The organism is Mesorhizobium bavaricum, from assembly GCF_056781655.1.
The window spans coordinates 2,810,557-2,825,775 of the sequence record NZ_CM165566.1 but is presented as its reverse complement, the minus strand read 5'-3'; the positions used below and the strand labels follow the sequence as shown (position 1 = coordinate 2,825,775).

Genomic DNA, 15,219 nt, shown 5'->3' with positions numbered 1-15,219 from the left:
CGGAAAACAAACAGGAGGTTGTTATGTTTTCACTTGCGAAATTGATAAAGCCTGCGCTCGGCCTGCTGGCCGGCGTCACAATGATGGCGGCGGCCACCAGCCTTGCGGCCGCCGACGAGACGCACGTGGTGTTTGTAACCCATGGCCAGAGCGGCGACCCCTACTGGTCGGTGGTGAAGAACGGCATGGACGACGCGGCCAAGACTCTGGGCGTCAAGGCCGAATATCTGGCGCCGGAAACCTTCGACATGGCCAAGATGGCGCAGATGATCGACGCCATTGCAGCCTCGAAGCCAGATGGGATGGTTGTTTCGATCCCTGACGCCGCGGCCCTTTCAACTCCGGTCAAGAATGCCATTGCTGCCGGCATCCCGGTCATCGTCATCGATTCCGGCGGCTCGAAGCTGACCCATGATCTTGGCGGCCTGCTGTTCATGGGACAGGACGAATTTCAGGCCGGCGTCATGGCCGGCGAGCGCATCAAGGCGCTCGGCCTCACCAAGGCGGTCTGCGCCAACCACGAGGTGGGCAATTCCAGCCTTGACGATCGCTGCGCGGGCTTTGCCAAGGGCCTGGGCGTCGACGTTCCGGTGATGAATGGCGTCATCGACCCGACGGAAATGAAGAACCGCATGATCGCCTACATGACCGCCCATGCCGATACGCAGTTTATTCTCGCTGTCGGCGCCAGCGGTGCCGAACCGACACTGGCCGCGCTCGATGAAATGGGCCTCGGGGGCAAGGTGAAAACCGGCACGTTCGATCTGTCTCCCACGATCCTGCAGGCCGTTGTTGACGGCAAGATGGAGTGGGGCATCGACGCCCAGCAATATGCCATGGGCTATATCCCGGTCGCGATGTTCGACCTTTGGAAGAAGTACAAGATCATGCCGATCTCCGACTATCCGACCGGTCCCGGTTTCGTCACCAAGGACACTGCCGCCTCGGTCATCGACCTGGCAAAACTGGGGAAGCGTTGACTGCTCGCGGCCGGGCCTCGGCCCGGCCGCTTTCACCGATGAAGGTAACGCATCCATGGCTGCAGAGATTCGCGACGAGCGGGTCCGGTCCGTCTCCCGCCTGAGCCGTCTGCTGAGCAGGCCGGAACTCGGTGCGGCGGCCGGGACCGTTCTGGTCTTTGTGTTCTTCGCCATCACGGCGGGAAATACGGGACTTTTCAGTGCCAAGGGGATCATCAATTTCCTCGAGGTCTCGGCCCAGCTTGGCATTCTCGCCGCACCCGTGGCCCTGTTAATGATCGCCGGCGAGTTCGACCTGTCGGTTGGCTCGATGATTGGCTTTGCCGGAATCCTGATCGCCATCCCCTCCGTGTTCTGGGGCTGGCCGATCTGGCTTTCACTGCTGTTTTGCTTCGCAGTTTGCGGCGGTATCGGCGCGCTCAACGGGCTTGCCGTTGTCAGGACCGGACTGCCCTCCTTCATCGTCACGCTCGGAAGCCTGTTCATGCTGCGCGGCCTGACGCTCGGCCTGACGCGCGGCATATCCGGGCGAACCCAGGTGTCGGGCGTGCATGAACTGGCGTTGCACGATCCTCTCAACAGCCTGTTTTCGGGACAGGTGTTTTCCGGCCTCATCGCGTGGCTTTCGGACATCGGCCTGGTCGGCAAGCGGGCCGACGGCTTGCCGTCGATCTCCGGCATTCCAGTGTCGATCGTCTGGTGGATCGTACTGACCCTGCTCTGCACCTGGTTGCTGACGCGTAGCCGCTTCGGCAACTGGATCTTCGCCGCCGGTGGTGAAGCCAATGCCGCGCGCAATCTCGGTGTGCCGGTGGCGCGCACCAAGATCACGCTGTTCGTCATGACGGCCATGGCGGCCGCGCTTTTTGCGGCGATCCAGGTCCTGGTCACCGGCTCGGCCGACACGTTGCGCGGCACCCAGAAGGAGTTCGAGGCCATCATTGCCGTCGTCATCGGCGGCACGCTGCTCACCGGCGGCTACGGATCGGCAATCGGCGCCATGTTCGGCGCGTTGATCTTCGGCGTGGTGCAGATGGGCATCTTCTACACCGGCATAGACACGGACTGGTTCAAGCTGTTCATGGGCGCCATGATGGTCATCGCGGTGCTGTTCAACAGCTATGTGCGCAACCGCGCCATGAGGAGCCGGTGATGACCGAGCCCTATGTCGAACTGAAGTCGGTCAGCAAGTATTTCGGGTCGGTCGTTGCACTGAAGGATGTGTCCTTCGACGTATGCCCCGGCGAGGTCCATTGCCTGCTCGGCGACAATGGTGCGGGCAAGTCGACGCTGATCAAGACGCTGTCCGGCGTCTACGCGCCCGACGAGGGTGAGATCCGCGTCCAGGGCAAGCCGACACGATTTGCGTCGCCGGCCGATACGCGCAACAGCGGCATCGCAACGGTCTACCAGGACCTGGCTCTGGTGCCGCTGATGAGCGTGGCGCGAAACTTCTTTCTCGGGCGCGAGCCGATGCGCAAGTTCGGCCCGATCAGCCAGTTTGACGCCGAGTTCGCCAACCGCACCGCGTATGACGAATTGTCGGCGATGGGCATCCAGCTGCGCGATCCGGAACAGCCCGTCGGCACGCTTTCGGGCGGGGAACGGCAGTGCCTGGCCATCGCCCGCGCCGTTTATTTCGGCGCCAAGGTGCTGATCCTGGATGAGCCGACGTCGGCGCTGGGGGTGCATCAGGCGTCCGTGGTCCTGAAGCTCATCGTCCAGTCCAAGGCGCGCGGCATCGGCGTCATCTTCATTTCCCACAACGTTCATCACGCTTATGTGGTCGGCGACCGCTTTACCCTGTTGAAGCGGGGCAGATGCACGGGCACCTACGCGAAAAGCGAAATCGATCGCGATCAGCTGCTCAATCTGATGGCCGGCGGCAAGGAGCTGGTGGATCTGGAACAGGAGCTGAGCAAGGTCGCCAAAAGCAGTCCCGCGTAGGCTAAGCAGATGGTCAAGCGTTGAAGCGGAGCTACCCGAATATCCGCTCGCCCTGCTCGTCGACCAGCTGGATGCCCTTCTTGATCGAGATGTCGACGGCGTCGTCGAGCCCGGCGAAGCGGTCGGCGCGGATGAATTTGTGCTCCTTGATGACGCCATCGATCTCCTTGGAGACGATGCCGCAGGTCTGGTACTGGCCCTCGGCCTTGTAAGGCGTGGCGCTGATCAGGAAACCCTTGTGCTCAACCTGCTTGGCTGGCGCGGCACTTTTTGGTTCACCAGCCTCAGCACCGCCACCGCCGCCGAAAAGACGTTTTAGAAAAGACATCGCTCAAATCTCCCTGTTCGCCTTGCAAATCGCGGCCTGCCCTGTTCGCGATTCACGGCGTTGTTGTCCCAGCATGCGCGAATGTGCCGCCGCGTTCCAGCCCCCTGATGAAGACGTCGACCAGCAGGTCGATCTGCTGGCCGATCTCGTCCGCCTGCCGGCGGACCGATTTGGCCGCATAGCCGCTGGTGACGATGCCATGCACGCTTGACCAAAGGGTCCGGGCAGCGATCCGGCGCGTCTCATCGTCAAGGTCGAAGTCGCCGCCGGCAAGCACGCCGGCAATGATCTCGAACAGCTGGTCGAGGCGCGCTTCATAGGCATCCGGCTCGGTGCGCACGGCGCGCCGGCGGTTGAAGGCGAGCAGCGCCGGCCAGCTGCCGGGATGCACTTCCACGAAGCGCACATAGGCGCCGGCGAGCGCCAGCAGGCGTTGGCGAACATCCGTCACTCCGCGCCGACCGAGATCGGCCATCGCCGCCGCACCCGCTACGCCCAGCCGGTCGAGCAGCCGCATGTTGACGGCACGGTGCACCTCATCGAGATCGGCGAACAGATTGTAGACCGACCCGACCGAGATACCCGCCTGCTCGGCGATGGTCCTCGCCTTCAGATTATCCATGCCGCCGTCGTTGATCAGCGTCTCGGCAATGGCGAGCACCCGCTCGCTCATCTCTTCCTTGTCCAGTGCCATATCGATCCTTCTTGCCTGCGCGTCCACTGTGACGCGCCACGCTCTCACAGCCTCGTTCTTTCCTTTGTTTACCATATCCTGGAATTCGTGAACAGCGTTCAAAAACCTCTTGAACAATGTTCATTTCCTGTTATGTTGGGTTCGTGAACACGTTTCAACCACTTGGAACGAAGGGAGAAGAAAATGCTTAGCCTGATCAGAACATTGCTCGACGGCGCCAGTGCGCGGGCCGAGGACGGCCTCAAGGACCGCTTCGCCATCGACCTTCTGGCGCAGCGGATCCGCGACGCCGAGACGGGTCTCACCGCCGCCAAGCAGACGCTTGCCTCATTGATTGTCCGTCAGCGTGCCGAACAGGCCAATCTCGACCAGCTCGATCGCCGACACGCCGATCTGGAAAGACGCACAATCAGCGCGCTGGCCGCGGGCAACGACGCGCTTGCCGAAAGTGGCGCGGCAGCCGTTGCCGAGCTGGAGAACGAACGCGAGGTCCGCCGCGCCACCGTGCATAGCCTTGGCGAGAAGACATTGCGGATGCGCGTTTCGGTGGAGCGGGCGCATCGCCGGATCATCGACCTCAACCAGGGCATGATCTCGGCCCGCGCCATCGATGCCGAGCGCAAGGCGCAGTCACGCCTCGTCAGGTCGATCGGTCAGTCGGCAAGTCTCAACGAGGCCGAAGACCTTTTGGCCCGCATCAAGGCAGGCAGCGACCCATTCGAGGAGGCCGGCATCCTCGACGAGATCGATGGCGAGCTGCGGCATGAGGCTATCCGCGACCGCCTCGCCGACGCCGGGCATGGCCCAGCGGTGAGAGTGCGCGCCAAGGACGTGCTCGAGCGCCTGAAGACCATCAACTGAAAACGCATTTCCAGACCTGATTTCCATCAACCCAAATCCATCAAAGCCACGTTTCGTCAAACCAACGGAGAACTTCAATGAACGCCAACCAGACCTACATCATGTTCAACACCATTTCGGTCGGTGCCGCCTATTTCATGCTCGGCTTGTCGCTGTGGCTGGCGCCGGTCGACCTGTCGACCAAGGGCTATTGGGCCATGGGCATCCTGCTGCTCACCGGCAGCCTGGTGAACCTGGTCAAGTACCGCACCGACGAGCGCCTGTCGGCCGAGATGACCGCCAAGATCGAGAAGGCCCGCAACGAGAAGCTGATCAGCGAGTATGTCGGTAAGGAATGATCCAGCACGCCTGGAGATGAAAAAGCCCGGGTCTCCCGGGCTTTTTTGTCTGTGCTGGATTAGACGGCCTCAGCTGCGCGACAGTGCCTCCAGCGCCTCGGCGGCGCCTTCGAGAATGGCGATCGCTTCGGCCTGCTTGTCGGCCGGGGCATCGACGAAGTCGCCGAGGGCCGCGCGCAGCCGGTGCCGCACGGCGCGGAACTCGTCACGCGCTTCCGAGCGGCCGCCACGACGTCCGCCCTCTTCGCTCTCGTCGTTCCAGCCGAACCAGTCGCGCGCCTTGGCCATCTTGCGGCCGAAGCGCTCGAGATGCTCGAGCACCCCGTCGATCATCTCGCGGTTGTCGTTGAGATGCGCCTGTCCGGCTTCGGTGATCGAAAACACCTTCTTGTTGCCGTCGGCGGCGGAGGCGGCATAGCCGGCCTCTTCCAGGAAGGTCAGCGTCGGGTAGACCACGCCCGGGCTCGGGCTGTAGATGCCGCTGGTGCGCTCTTCGAGGGCCTTGATGATGTCGTAGCCATGGCGCGGCGCCTCGGCCAGCAGCGACAGCGTGATCAGCTTGAGGTCGCCGTCGGCCAGCATGCGCCCGGCGCGGAACATGTCGCCGGGGCCACCGCGTCCGCCGCCACGACCGCCATGGCCGAATGGACCGAAACCGCCGCCACGGCCGCCGAGCTTGCCGGCCATGTGCATGAAAGCGCGCAACGGGTGCTCGCCAGAATGATGATGTCTGTGCATTGATTGCTCCTTGAGTTCTATCTTACGATATATCTTAATTAGGCGCACCAGACGCTGGAGTCAAGATATATCTTACGATGTATCTGACTGCCGCGCCAGAGGCTTGATTTTGCCGAAACGTGCCGCTAGAAGGCCCACGGGCAGCTCGGCTGCTCCGTAAGCGTCTGACGTCAAGCAACGCATCCAACCCCGGTCTTTCCGGGCAATTGCGCCGATCACCGGCGAATGGATGCCAAATGCGAGCGACCGGACACTTCAGGGAACCTCCCAAAATGACTGCAAGAAATCGGCGCAGGAAGCTGCCTGCGCGCTATGCTGCCATCCTCAGCCCGCTGGTGCTGTCGCTGTTGATGACCTTCATCGTCTCGCTCATCTCGACGCTGAAAAGCCTTGGTTTCCACCCCAACCTGCCGTCCATCTGGATGACCGCATGGGGCCTGTCCTGGCTGGTGGCGTTTCCGACGCTGCTGCTGGTGCTGCCGGTGGTGCGCCGCATCGTCGGCGCGCTCTGCGAGCCGGCCGGCCGATAAGGCACGGCGACTGGAGGTCCGCCAATGTTTTCCTCCATTCGCCCTGGTCACCGATGACGAGCCGCTACCAGCGGCCCCTGCGGCGGTTCCAGGCGTAGAGCAGGTCGGCGAAACGATCATAGGCAAAACGCGTCAGCGGCAAGACAACCGGATTGCCGAACAGCATGGCCAGCCAGCCCTCGCCCGGCGTTATCAGCCACACGGCAATCGCGACATCGGCGCCGACCAGCAGCCGGCCGTCCGCGTCGGTGGCGTGCAGCCGGCGGCGGATATCCGCGAGCGACGCGCCAGATCCGGCAAGTGCTGCCGGTTCAAGGTTGATGTCGCGAAACTCGATCCGCCCGGCCCTGACCGCTTCGAGCAGGCGCCGCTTTTGCCGGCTGATGCCGGCATCGCAAACCGGACAGCGCGTGTTGTACCAGACGGTCAGCAAAGGCTTGGTTCGTTGTTCGGGCATGATGCTTCCAAAAACCCGCACCTGTTTTTTGGGATCATGCTCAGCCGTGGCCATGCCTGTGGTGCAGGTCGGGATAGTGCGGGTGCCGGTGACGCATGGGCGCATGCCGGTGCCAGTGCGAATGCGGCTCGCTCACCGGTCCGTCATGATCGTGCTGGTGGTGCTCGTCATGCACATGGCTGTGTTCGTGCTCCATTTCCTCGTGCTCGTGCTCGTGCTCATGGCGTTCCGACAGATGCAGCCAGAGGCCGACGCCCATCAGAAGCCCGGCGACCGCCAGCCTGAGCGTGACGGCGTCACCCAGGATGGCGATTGCCAGCAGCGCGCCGATAAAGGGGGCGAGCGAGTAATAGGCCCCTGTCCGTGCAGTGCCGAGATGGCGCAGCGCCACGATGAACATCACCAGGCTGACCCCGATGGCAAGGAAGCCGACGGCCGCGGTGACAGCGACGATTGACATCGGGGGAAACGAAGTCCCGCCGGCAAGCGCCAGCCCGACATTGACGACACCCGCCACCAGCCCTTTGAGCATGGCGATCATCACCGGGTCGGTGGCCGAGATCCTGCGTGTGAAATTGTTGTCCAGCCCCCATGCCAGGCACGCCGCGGCGACCAGCACGGCGCCAAGGTTGAAGGTGACGCCTTGACCTTGCCACGACAGCAGAACGGCACCGGCAAGGATGGAGAAGGCGCCCAGGAGCAGGCGCCGGTCGACATTCTCACGGTAGACGAGCCAGGCGATCGCCATCGTCGCCAACCCTTCGAGGTTGAGCAGCAGCGCGGAACTGGACGCGGTGTTGAGGCTGAGGCCGAACATCAGCAGCACCGGCGCAACGATACCACCCATGCCGATTGCCAGGGCCAGCCAGGGAATATCCCCAGCGGTCAGCTGCGCCTCGCCGGCTGCAGCCTGCTTGCCTCGAAGCAAGCGATACAAGGCCAGCCCGGCACCGGCGCCGAGATAGAGCAGGCCAGCCAGTATGAAGGGGTTGACGCTGTCGAGCAGCAGCTTGCAGAGCGGCGGCGCCGCGCCGAACAGGATGGCTGAGCCAAGAGCAAGCGGCACGCCGGGCCACAGATGCGCATGTGAATTCGGTTCGGACATGGCCGCATTCTAGTGCATGTCGCCCAAACCGCGCAGCGGTTTTGGGACAACGATATGCATGAAACAGAGACTTGAAGCGCGTCGGCTGAACGATCAGGCGCCGTCAACACTGCGCCTGATCGTCAAACTGTCCATCCCGCTTTTCAGGGCTCTATCCGAGCGAGGTGATGATCTCGCGGTAGGCGAATTCGGGGAAGGCTTTCAGCGTCCGCGTCCTGATGTTGCCACTCGCCGCCAGCATCAGCGAGAATCGAGCCAGCACCGCGTCGTCGGGCGCTTCGAGCACCGCCACCATGTCGTATTCACCCATGGTCAGATAGAACGCCTTGAACGATCCGCCCATGTCTCCCAGCTGTTTCCTGGCGGCGTCGAGTCGTTTCGGTGAATCGCGCACATTTCTGGCGCCCTGTTCCGTCCAGTTCATCAGCACGATGTAGCTTGTCATGCACACCTCCCTCCGGGCCACGGAGCACGGCGGCTTCGCCGGGGCGGGCATCCGGGTTTGTCGCCCAGAAAATGCATCCGATGCGAAACTATCCTCCCGCGGCGAACGTCCTGCAAGGACTACCGCGCCGGCGCCCTATTGCCGGGTGAAGGCGAGCCTCGCGCCAAGCGCCTTGAAGGCTGCGGCAAAGCGACCGTAAGACAGTCGGTGCCGACCAGCGAAAGTCGGTTCAAAAACCCGCCTGGTTGCGGCAATCTCCGTCGTGGCCGTCGATCTGGCGAAAATCCCCGGCCGACGTCCGAAACCGATCCAGCTGCCGGAGAGCTTCATGCGCGAGACCATCGATCTGCCGCCGGAATCGATCGAAAGTCCTGCTGCATGGACCGGCGAGGAGATGGCGAGGCATCCCCAGCATTGGCTGATCGAACTGGATGCGCGGGACGTCGCGGAACTGGAATTGGCGGCAACCGGCTTTCTCGCTGGTTCGCAGGACATCGGTAACCTGACAAAGGCCGATTTTCCGCTGCCCCGGCTTGCCGGTCATCTTGCCGCCCTTCGCGAAAAACTGATCGTAGGCATTGGGTTCGAGGTGCTTCGCGGTCTCCCGGTGGAGAGATACTCCGCGCAAATGGCGGCAACGATCTTCTGCGGGATTGGCGCGCATCTGGGAAGCGCACGATCCCAGAATGCCCAGGGCCATATCCTCGGCCATGTCCGCGACATCGGCGCCGACGCCAAGGACGCCACGACACGCATATACCAGACCTCGGAACGCCAGACATTTCACACAGACTCGGCCGATGTCGTCGGATTGCTCTGCCTGCGCGATGCCATGCAAGGCGGCGAATCTTTGCTGGTAAGCACTGTGACGATCTACAACGCGATGCGCAAAAGGCGACCCGATCTGGTCCGCCTGCTGTTTGATCCGATTGCGACCGACCGGCGCGGCGAGATACCGGAAGGGGAAAAGCCCTATTTCGAAATCCCGATCCTCAACTGGCATGCGGGATTGCTGACCGGAATCTATCAGCGCCAATACGTCGACAGCGCGCAGCGATTCCCGGATGCGATGCGGTTGAGCGCCGCCCATGTCGAAGCGCTGGATCTCTTCGACAGCCTTGCCAACGACCCGAAGCTAAACCTGTCGATGCGGCTGCGGCCCGGCGACATGCAGTTTGTCTACAATCACTCGCTGCTTCATGACCGCATGGGCTTTCGGGATTGGCCAGACCAGGACAAACGACGCCATATGCTGCGCCTGTGGCTGTCGGTCCCGGGCGACCGTCCGCTGCCTGAGTGCTTCAGGCAACGCTATGGCTCGATAGAGATCGGCAATCGAGGCGGCATCATCGTCAAGGGGGCGCGGCTGAACATGCCGTTGTAGGAGCAATTCGAGGACAAGTGTGAAACGCCCTCCGCCCCTGAATTATAGAGCGGTCCGGCGTTTCCTTGATGAACCACTTGAAACGAAAAAGGGCGCCAATCGGCGCCCTCAACTCTTCGCAACAGACAAATCCCAACTCAGCTATCCAGGAAGCTCCGCAGCTTGCGGCTCCGGCTCGGATGCTTGAGCTTGCGCAGCGCCTTGGCCTCGATCTGGCGGATGCGCTCGCGGGTGACCGAGAACTGCTGGCCGACTTCTTCCAGCGTATGGTCGGTGTTCATGCCGATGCCGAAGCGCATGCGCAGAACGCGCTCCTCGCGCGGCGTCAGCGAGGCCAGCACGCGCGTCGTGGTCTCGCGCAGATTGGCCTGGATCGCTGCGTCGATCGGCAGGATCGCCATCTTGTCCTCGATGAAATCGCCCAGATGCGAATCCTCCTCGTCGCCGACAGGCGTTTCGAGCGAGATCGGCTCCTTGGCGATCTTCAGCACCTTGCGCACTTTTTCGAGCGGCATGGCGAGCTTTTCGGCCAGCTCTTCCGGTGTCGGCTCGCGGCCGATCTCGTGCAGCATCTGGCGCGAGGTGCGCACGATCTTGTTGATCGTCTCGATCATGTGCACCGGAATGCGGATCGTGCGCGCCTGGTCGGCGATCGAACGCGTGATCGCCTGCCGGATCCACCATGTCGCGTAGGTCGAGAACTTGTAGCCGCGGCGGTATTCGAATTTGTCGACCGCCTTCATCAGGCCGATATTGCCTTCCTGGATCAGGTCGAGGAACTGCAGGCCGCGATTGGTGTATTTCTTGGCGATGGAGATGACGAGGCGCAGATTGGCCTCGACCATTTCCTTCTTGGCGATCGCGGCTTCGCGCTCGCCCTTCTGCACCTGGTTGACGATCTTGCGGAATTCCAGGATCGAGATCGCCGTTTCGGTGGCCAGATGCTGGATCTCGGCACGCAGGTCGCGGATGGCGTCCTTCTCGTTCTTGGTGAATTCCTTCCAGCCGCGCGAGGTCAGGTTGCCGATCGCGCGCGTCCAGTTCGGGTCGAGCTCCGAGCCCTGATATTCCTTCAGGAACTCCTCGCGGCGCACGCCGTAGCTTTCGGCTAGCCTGAGCAGCTTGCCCTCGTTCTGCACCAGGCGCTTGTTGATGTCGTAGAGCTGCTCGACCAGCGCCTCGATGCGCGCCGTGTTGAGCGACAGCGACTTCACCGCCTTGATCAGCTGGTCCTTCAGCTCCTTCAGCCGGCGGTCCTGGCTGGGCGACAGCGTGCCGGCCGCGGCCAGCCGGTTCTCGACCTGCTGGTCCTGCAGCTTGCGCAGCTTCTTGTAGGTGTCGGCGATGACGTCGAGCGTCTCCATCACCTGCGGGCGCAGTTCCGCTTCCATCGCCGCCAGCGACAGGCTGGCCTCGTCCTCGTCTTCCTCGTCGTCATCGACCAGCCCGCGCGTGTCGGCGCCGACATTGGTGACGTCTTCTTCCTCGTCGCGCGAACGGCGCGGCTTTTCCTCGACCTTGGCTTCCTCGATGCGCTCGACCACCGGCGCCTGCTTGGCCTCGGGACCGGCATAGGTGGCTTCGAGATCGATGATCTCGCGCAGCAGGATCTTGGATTCGTTGAGCTCGTCGCGCCAGATGATGATGGCCTGGAAGGTCAGCGGGCTTTCGCACAGACCCGCGATCATCGTCTCGCGGCCGGCCTCGATGCGCTTGGCAATGGCGATTTCGCCCTCGCGCGACAGAAGCTCGACCGAGCCCATCTCGCGCAGATACATGCGCACCGGGTCGTCGGTGCGGTCGGTCGGCTCTTTCTTGGTGGTGGTGGCGGCAACGGCGGTGCCGGTCTGCTCGGCCAGCTCGTTGGCGTCTTCCTCGGCGTCGGCAGCGGTATCGCCGGCCTCCGGCTCCTCGCCCTGCTCGTCGTCCTCGACCACGTTGATGCCCATGTCGGACAGCATCGCCATCGTGTCCTCGATCTGCTCCGAGGTCACTTCCTCGGAGGGCAGCACCGAGTTCAGCTCGTCCATGGTGACATAGCCGCGCTTCTTGGCGGCCTTGATCATCTTCTTGACAGCATCATCGGAAAGGTCGAGCAAAGGCCCATCGGTGGCGCCTTCGCGTTCGGTTTCGACCTCTTCCTTTTCCTTTGTCGCCATAGTCTTTATCTTCTCCTAGCGGCCGGACATCTAAGCCGCGTAAGCTGTCGGACCAGTCAAATCGGATGCGCTCGCTTATGAAACGCGCTTCACCGGGCCAGTAACTGCATCTATCGTTAAGTCCAGATTAACCCTGATATCTGTGGCAGGCAGCCTGCCTGTCCAGTGGACCAGTACCTCACATCGCCTATTTCCCGTCGACGCGGGTGCGGGTTAACGTTTCGAATCGTCCTGATTCCGCCATTCTGCCGGAAGGTCAAGCGCCTCTCGCATGATTCGCATGAAAAAAGCGAATCAATTACCCGACTTAGCCCGCCACGCGCCATTTGGACGCGCAACAACGCCTTCACATTTCACTCTCTTACCAACCCCGTCCCGCCGCTGGGCCGGCAAGGGCTCTGTCTTCATGTGGTGGAAGCCACGACCTTGTCCGAAAACCGGTCCCACTTTTCGGGATCATGCTTTTGGTGGAAGCATGACCTTGTCCGAAAACCGGTTCCCACTTTTCGGGATCATGCTCTAAGCCCGCCCGGCCCTGCCCGAGGACACGCCGAATCCTTCGATCAGCGCTTCCGTCGCTTGTACATCCTGGAATTGCGCCTGAATTTCGATCAGGTGCCGGTAGTTTTCGTCTGTGGGATCGGTGGCGAGCGCCGCTTCCGCCTGTTTCAGCTCCTTATGTAAGGTGCGCGCGCTGCGCTGCAAGTGCAGTGCCTGGCTGAAAGCGTCGCGGGCATCCTCGAGCGCGGCGGTCTCCAGCGCCGGCCATTGCCGCGCCCGCCGGATCAGTCCGACCGCCCGCTCCCAGATCTCGGCGCAGCCGGCGCGCTCGATGGTGGAGATAACGGCCTGGCGGTCATTGGCCATGTCATGCGCCATCGCATCGAGGATGGCGCCGTGCAGCCGCCTCAGATCGGAGTTGGCGAGATCGAGAAACTCGATATGAGCGAAATTCTCGTCGATCAGCGCCGGATGGTTGACCAGCGCGACGATGATCGTCGCCTCGCGCATCGACATTCCCTCGTTGCCGCGCTTGACCAGTGCCGATTGGCCAAGGCTTTCGGTGATCGCGATGCGGCCGCCACCAGCCTTGGCGAACTGTCCGCCGGGCGCGGCCTTGCCCTGGCCGCGCTCGCCTGGCCTGCCCCCATCTTGCCGACCTTGGCGCGCACTGCGCTGGTTGCCGAAGAAGCTCAGCACGCGCTCGCGCATCTCCTGTTGATAGTGGTAGCGCAGGCTTTCGTCGCGAATGCGGCTGGTCAGCTCGCGCAGCGTCTTCTCCAACTCCGCCCGCCGCTCCGGCGTATCGAAGACGCCGCCCGCGGTCTCGCGCATCCACAGAAGATCCGCCAGCGGCCGCGCCTCGGCCAGTACGATGCGGAACGCATCCGGCCCTTCGGCCTTGACCAGGTCGTCGGGGTCCTTGCCTTCCGGCAGCAGCGCGAAGCGTGCCGAGCGCCCGGCCTGCACCGAGGGCAGCGCCATGTCGGCGGCGCGCCACGCCGCCTTAAGCCCGGCCTTGTCGCCGTCGAAACACAACATCGGCTCCGGCGCCATGCGCCACAGCAGTTCGAGCTGGTTTTCTGTGAGTGCCGTGCCGAGCGGCGCCACGACGTTCTCGAAGCCGGCCTGCGCCAGCGCGATCACGTCCATATAGCCTTCGACGGCAATCACGGTGCCGCCCTTGGCCAGCGCCTTGCGCGCGCGGGCGAAATTGTAGAGCACATTGCCCTTGTGGAAGAGCTCCGTATCGGGCGAGTTCATGTATTTGGCCAGCGCATCGGGCGCCAGCGCGCGTCCGCCAAAGGCAATGATCTTGCCGCGCGAATCCGGGATCGGAAACATGATGCGGTCGCGGAACCAGTCATAAGAGACCGGGATGTCGTCGCCGTGGCGCACCAGTCCGCAGGCCTCGATATCGGCCTTGGGAACACCCCTGGCGGCGAGATGCTCCTTGAGCGCATTGCGGCTGTCGGGCGCAAAGCCAAGCCGGAACGATTGCTGCGTCGCCGGTGTCAGCCCACGGTCGCGCAGATAGGCGCGGGCTTTCGCGCCTTCCGGTCCCTGCAGCCGCTCCTGGAAGAAGGCGGTCGCCATCTCCATGACATCGGTCAGGCTGGCGCGTTCCTTCTCGCGCCGTTCCTCCTGCGCATCGCGAACCGGCATCGGCACGCCGGCCATGTCGGCGATCTTCTCGACCGCCTCGGGAAAGCTCATGCCGTCGAGTTCGGTCAGGAACTTGAAATGATCGCCCGACACCGAGCAGCCGAAACAATGATAGCGGCCCTTCTTGTCCTCGCAGTGGAAGGACGGGCTCTTCTCGCCATGGAACGGGCAGCAGGCCCAGTAGTCGCCGCGCGGCGCATTGGTCTTCTTCCTGTCCCACGCGACGCGCTGGCCGATGACCGATGAAATCGGCACGCGGTCGCGGATCTCGTCGAGGAAGGCGGGCGGAAAGCGCATCGGGAAACTCGTTTCGCCTCCATATAATCATGCCTGCGAAGTCCGACGACCCCTAATGCGGGCCATACCCGGTTTCCACAGGGCAAAAAGAAAGGCGGCCTTTGCGGGCCGCCTCCTTTCAAGTTCCAGCCTTGTGCCGGCTCCGCCAGGTCTACTGCGCGGCAAGCGCGCCGAAGATGACGCCGGAGAGGACGCCGACCAGCACATAGTCATTGCCGACGCGGATCCATTCCTGGCCGCGGCCGGGGCGATGCAGGCCATAGCGGCCATAGTCGCGGATCGGCTGGTGACGCTTCCAGCTGGAATATTTCTGGCCATTGCGCCAGTTGTTCCGCTTCACGACGACCTTCTTCTTGAAGACGCGCTTCTTCACATCTTGGTGGCCGGGCTTCTGCCAGTCGACCTGGCTGTAGTTCGACTGCGGAGCGTTCGGTGCATTCATCGGTGCGGCCTGGCCGGTGAGCGACGTGGCGGCCAGCATCGAGAAAGCGAGGGCGGAAAGGACAATGCGTTTCATGGGAGGTCTCCTTGGTTGTCGATGTCCGAGGGATAGCCACCCACCGATGAACCGAAACTGAACGCCTGCATTACAATTGTGTAATGAATTCCTCCATTTACCCCAGAAAATTGAACATCATCGCAAAGGCAGCAGCCGCCGTGCCACAGCAACCATTTGCGTGTCCGTCCATTTTCCGACACCGCCTGTCGCGCGGCAACGGCCCCTCGAAATCGACAAGATTTTATTATCCGGCTAAAATAGTCGGGTTATTGTCGGTCACTGCCATGAATA

Annotated in this window: 16 protein-coding genes; 7 read left to right on the top strand and 9 right to left on the bottom strand. The window is 62.6% G+C overall.

The genetic code is table 11. From position 1 onward, the window contains the following. Window positions 1–23 precede the first annotated feature (23 nt). The 3 genes from AC1RZR_RS13725 to AC1RZR_RS13715 are packed head-to-tail and all read left to right on the top strand — an operon-like array spanning window position 24 to window position 2,927. On the top strand, window positions 24–980 hold the full coding sequence (locus tag AC1RZR_RS13725) for a rhizopine catabolism ABC transporter substrate-binding protein (protein ID WP_477270512.1): 957 nt from the start codon (window positions 24–26) through the stop codon (window positions 978–980). Between the two features lie 55 nt (window positions 981–1,035). Beyond that, on the top strand, window positions 1,036–2,133 hold the full coding sequence (locus AC1RZR_RS13720; RefSeq protein ID WP_481828610.1) for an ABC transporter permease: 1,098 nt from the start codon (window positions 1,036–1,038) through the stop codon (window positions 2,131–2,133). Then, window positions 2,133–2,927 (top strand): ATP-binding cassette domain-containing protein, encoded by a 795-nt coding sequence (locus AC1RZR_RS13715; RefSeq protein WP_477270508.1) that lies wholly within the window; start codon window positions 2,133–2,135, stop codon window positions 2,925–2,927. The genes AC1RZR_RS13720 and AC1RZR_RS13715 overlap by 1 nt, the downstream gene beginning before the upstream one ends. Before the next feature lie 31 nt (window positions 2,928–2,958). On the opposite strand, the gene AC1RZR_RS13710 is transcribed toward AC1RZR_RS13715, so the two are convergent. After that, window positions 2,959–3,255, bottom strand: a complete 297-nt coding sequence (locus tag AC1RZR_RS13710) for an HlyU family transcriptional regulator (RefSeq protein WP_379100554.1) — start codon at window positions 3,253–3,255, stop codon at window positions 2,959–2,961. Window positions 3,256–3,307: 52 nt separating this feature from the next. Next, window positions 3,308–3,949, bottom strand: coding sequence for a TetR/AcrR family transcriptional regulator (locus AC1RZR_RS13705; protein ID WP_477270506.1), 642 nt, complete (start codon window positions 3,947–3,949; stop codon window positions 3,308–3,310). A 183-nt stretch (window positions 3,950–4,132) separates the two neighbouring features. Between AC1RZR_RS13705 and AC1RZR_RS13700 the strand changes: the two genes are divergently transcribed. Continuing rightward, window positions 4,133–4,810, top strand: a complete 678-nt coding sequence (locus tag AC1RZR_RS13700) for a PspA/IM30 family protein (RefSeq protein ID WP_477270504.1) — start codon at window positions 4,133–4,135, stop codon at window positions 4,808–4,810. A gap of 77 nt (window positions 4,811–4,887) precedes the next feature. Beyond that, entirely contained in the window at window positions 4,888–5,148 is a 261-nt protein-coding gene (locus AC1RZR_RS13695) for a YiaA/YiaB family inner membrane protein (RefSeq protein ID WP_379100560.1), read from the top strand. A 69-nt stretch (window positions 5,149–5,217) separates the two neighbouring features. Here AC1RZR_RS13695 and AC1RZR_RS13690 read toward each other — a convergent pair whose 3' ends face one another. Beyond that, window positions 5,218–5,886: a PadR family transcriptional regulator gene (locus tag AC1RZR_RS13690; protein WP_477270501.1), complete on the bottom strand. Its 669-nt coding sequence runs from the start codon at window positions 5,884–5,886 to the stop codon at window positions 5,218–5,220. Between the two features lie 272 nt (window positions 5,887–6,158). Here AC1RZR_RS13690 and AC1RZR_RS13685 point away from each other — a divergent pair, with 272 nt between their 5' ends. Further along, window positions 6,159–6,416 carry a DUF2798 domain-containing protein gene (locus AC1RZR_RS13685; protein ID WP_477270499.1) on the top strand — a complete coding sequence of 86 codons (258 nt, stop codon included), beginning with the start codon at window positions 6,159–6,161 and terminating at the stop codon, window positions 6,414–6,416. 64 nt (window positions 6,417–6,480) lie between these two features. On the opposite strand, the gene AC1RZR_RS13680 is transcribed toward AC1RZR_RS13685, so the two are convergent. The 3 genes from AC1RZR_RS13680 to AC1RZR_RS13670 all read right to left on the bottom strand — a co-directional run bounded on the left by AC1RZR_RS13680 (window position 6,481) and on the right by AC1RZR_RS13670 (window position 8,423). Then, window positions 6,481–6,873 carry a thiol-disulfide oxidoreductase DCC family protein gene (locus AC1RZR_RS13680; RefSeq protein ID WP_481828609.1) on the bottom strand — a complete coding sequence of 131 codons (393 nt, stop codon included), beginning with the start codon at window positions 6,871–6,873 and terminating at the stop codon, window positions 6,481–6,483. A 40-nt stretch (window positions 6,874–6,913) separates the two neighbouring features. After that, window positions 6,914–7,978, bottom strand: coding sequence for a DMT family transporter (locus AC1RZR_RS13675; protein WP_481828608.1), 1,065 nt, complete (start codon window positions 7,976–7,978; stop codon window positions 6,914–6,916). Between the two features lie 151 nt (window positions 7,979–8,129). Further along, a complete protein-coding gene (locus tag AC1RZR_RS13670) occupies window positions 8,130–8,423 on the bottom strand; it encodes a GYD domain-containing protein (protein WP_111543731.1) in 294 nt (97 codons plus the stop codon). A gap of 328 nt (window positions 8,424–8,751) precedes the next feature. Between AC1RZR_RS13670 and AC1RZR_RS13665 the strand changes: the two genes are divergently transcribed. After that, a complete protein-coding gene (locus tag AC1RZR_RS13665) occupies window positions 8,752–9,807 on the top strand; it encodes a TauD/TfdA family dioxygenase (protein ID WP_481828607.1) in 1,056 nt (351 codons plus the stop codon). Between the two features lie 137 nt (window positions 9,808–9,944). On the opposite strand, the gene rpoD is transcribed toward AC1RZR_RS13665, so the two are convergent. From rpoD to AC1RZR_RS13650, 3 genes are all read right to left on the bottom strand, one after another. Then, window positions 9,945–11,966 carry an RNA polymerase sigma factor RpoD gene (gene rpoD, locus AC1RZR_RS13660; protein ID WP_379100570.1) on the bottom strand — a complete coding sequence of 674 codons (2,022 nt, stop codon included), beginning with the start codon at window positions 11,964–11,966 and terminating at the stop codon, window positions 9,945–9,947. Between the two features lie 519 nt (window positions 11,967–12,485). Continuing rightward, a complete protein-coding gene (gene dnaG, locus AC1RZR_RS13655; protein WP_477270490.1) occupies window positions 12,486–14,429 on the bottom strand; it encodes a DNA primase in 1,944 nt (647 codons plus the stop codon). Between the two features lie 151 nt (window positions 14,430–14,580). After that, a complete protein-coding gene (locus tag AC1RZR_RS13650; protein WP_477270488.1) occupies window positions 14,581–14,946 on the bottom strand; it encodes an RcnB family protein in 366 nt (121 codons plus the stop codon). Between the last annotated feature and the right edge of the window lie 273 nt (window positions 14,947–15,219).

What these genes read in the sequence shown, in the direction of transcription:
- AC1RZR_RS13665 (WP_481828607.1), top strand. Translation starts at nt 8,752, where the DNA reads ATGCGCGAGACCATCGATCTGCCGCCGGAATCGATCGAAAGTCCTGCT.
- AC1RZR_RS13670 (WP_111543731.1), bottom strand. Translation starts at nt 8,423, where the DNA reads ATGACAAGCTACATCGTGCTGATGAACTGGACGGAACAGGGCGCCAGA.
- AC1RZR_RS13680 (WP_481828609.1), bottom strand. Translation starts at nt 6,873, where the DNA reads ATGCCCGAACAACGAACCAAGCCTTTGCTGACCGTCTGGTACAACACG.
- AC1RZR_RS13725 (WP_477270512.1), top strand. Translation starts at nt 24, where the DNA reads ATGTTTTCACTTGCGAAATTGATAAAGCCTGCGCTCGGCCTGCTGGCC.
- AC1RZR_RS13695 (WP_379100560.1), top strand. Translation starts at nt 4,888, where the DNA reads ATGAACGCCAACCAGACCTACATCATGTTCAACACCATTTCGGTCGGT.
- AC1RZR_RS13675 (WP_481828608.1), bottom strand. Translation starts at nt 7,978, where the DNA reads ATGTCCGAACCGAATTCACATGCGCATCTGTGGCCCGGCGTGCCGCTT.
- AC1RZR_RS13720 (WP_481828610.1), top strand. Translation starts at nt 1,036, where the DNA reads ATGGCTGCAGAGATTCGCGACGAGCGGGTCCGGTCCGTCTCCCGCCTG.
- AC1RZR_RS13710 (WP_379100554.1), bottom strand. Translation starts at nt 3,255, where the DNA reads ATGTCTTTTCTAAAACGTCTTTTCGGCGGCGGTGGCGGTGCTGAGGCT.
- AC1RZR_RS13700 (WP_477270504.1), top strand. Translation starts at nt 4,133, where the DNA reads ATGCTTAGCCTGATCAGAACATTGCTCGACGGCGCCAGTGCGCGGGCC.
- AC1RZR_RS13650 (WP_477270488.1), bottom strand. Translation starts at nt 14,946, where the DNA reads ATGAAACGCATTGTCCTTTCCGCCCTCGCTTTCTCGATGCTGGCCGCC.
- dnaG (WP_477270490.1), bottom strand. Translation starts at nt 14,429, where the DNA reads ATGCGCTTTCCGCCCGCCTTCCTCGACGAGATCCGCGACCGCGTGCCG.
- AC1RZR_RS13705 (WP_477270506.1), bottom strand. Translation starts at nt 3,949, where the DNA reads ATGGCACTGGACAAGGAAGAGATGAGCGAGCGGGTGCTCGCCATTGCC.
- rpoD (WP_379100570.1), bottom strand. Translation starts at nt 11,966, where the DNA reads ATGGCGACAAAGGAAAAGGAAGAGGTCGAAACCGAACGCGAAGGCGCC.
- AC1RZR_RS13715 (WP_477270508.1), top strand. Translation starts at nt 2,133, where the DNA reads ATGACCGAGCCCTATGTCGAACTGAAGTCGGTCAGCAAGTATTTCGGG.
- AC1RZR_RS13690 (WP_477270501.1), bottom strand. Translation starts at nt 5,886, where the DNA reads ATGCACAGACATCATCATTCTGGCGAGCACCCGTTGCGCGCTTTCATG.
- AC1RZR_RS13685 (WP_477270499.1), top strand. Translation starts at nt 6,159, where the DNA reads ATGACTGCAAGAAATCGGCGCAGGAAGCTGCCTGCGCGCTATGCTGCC.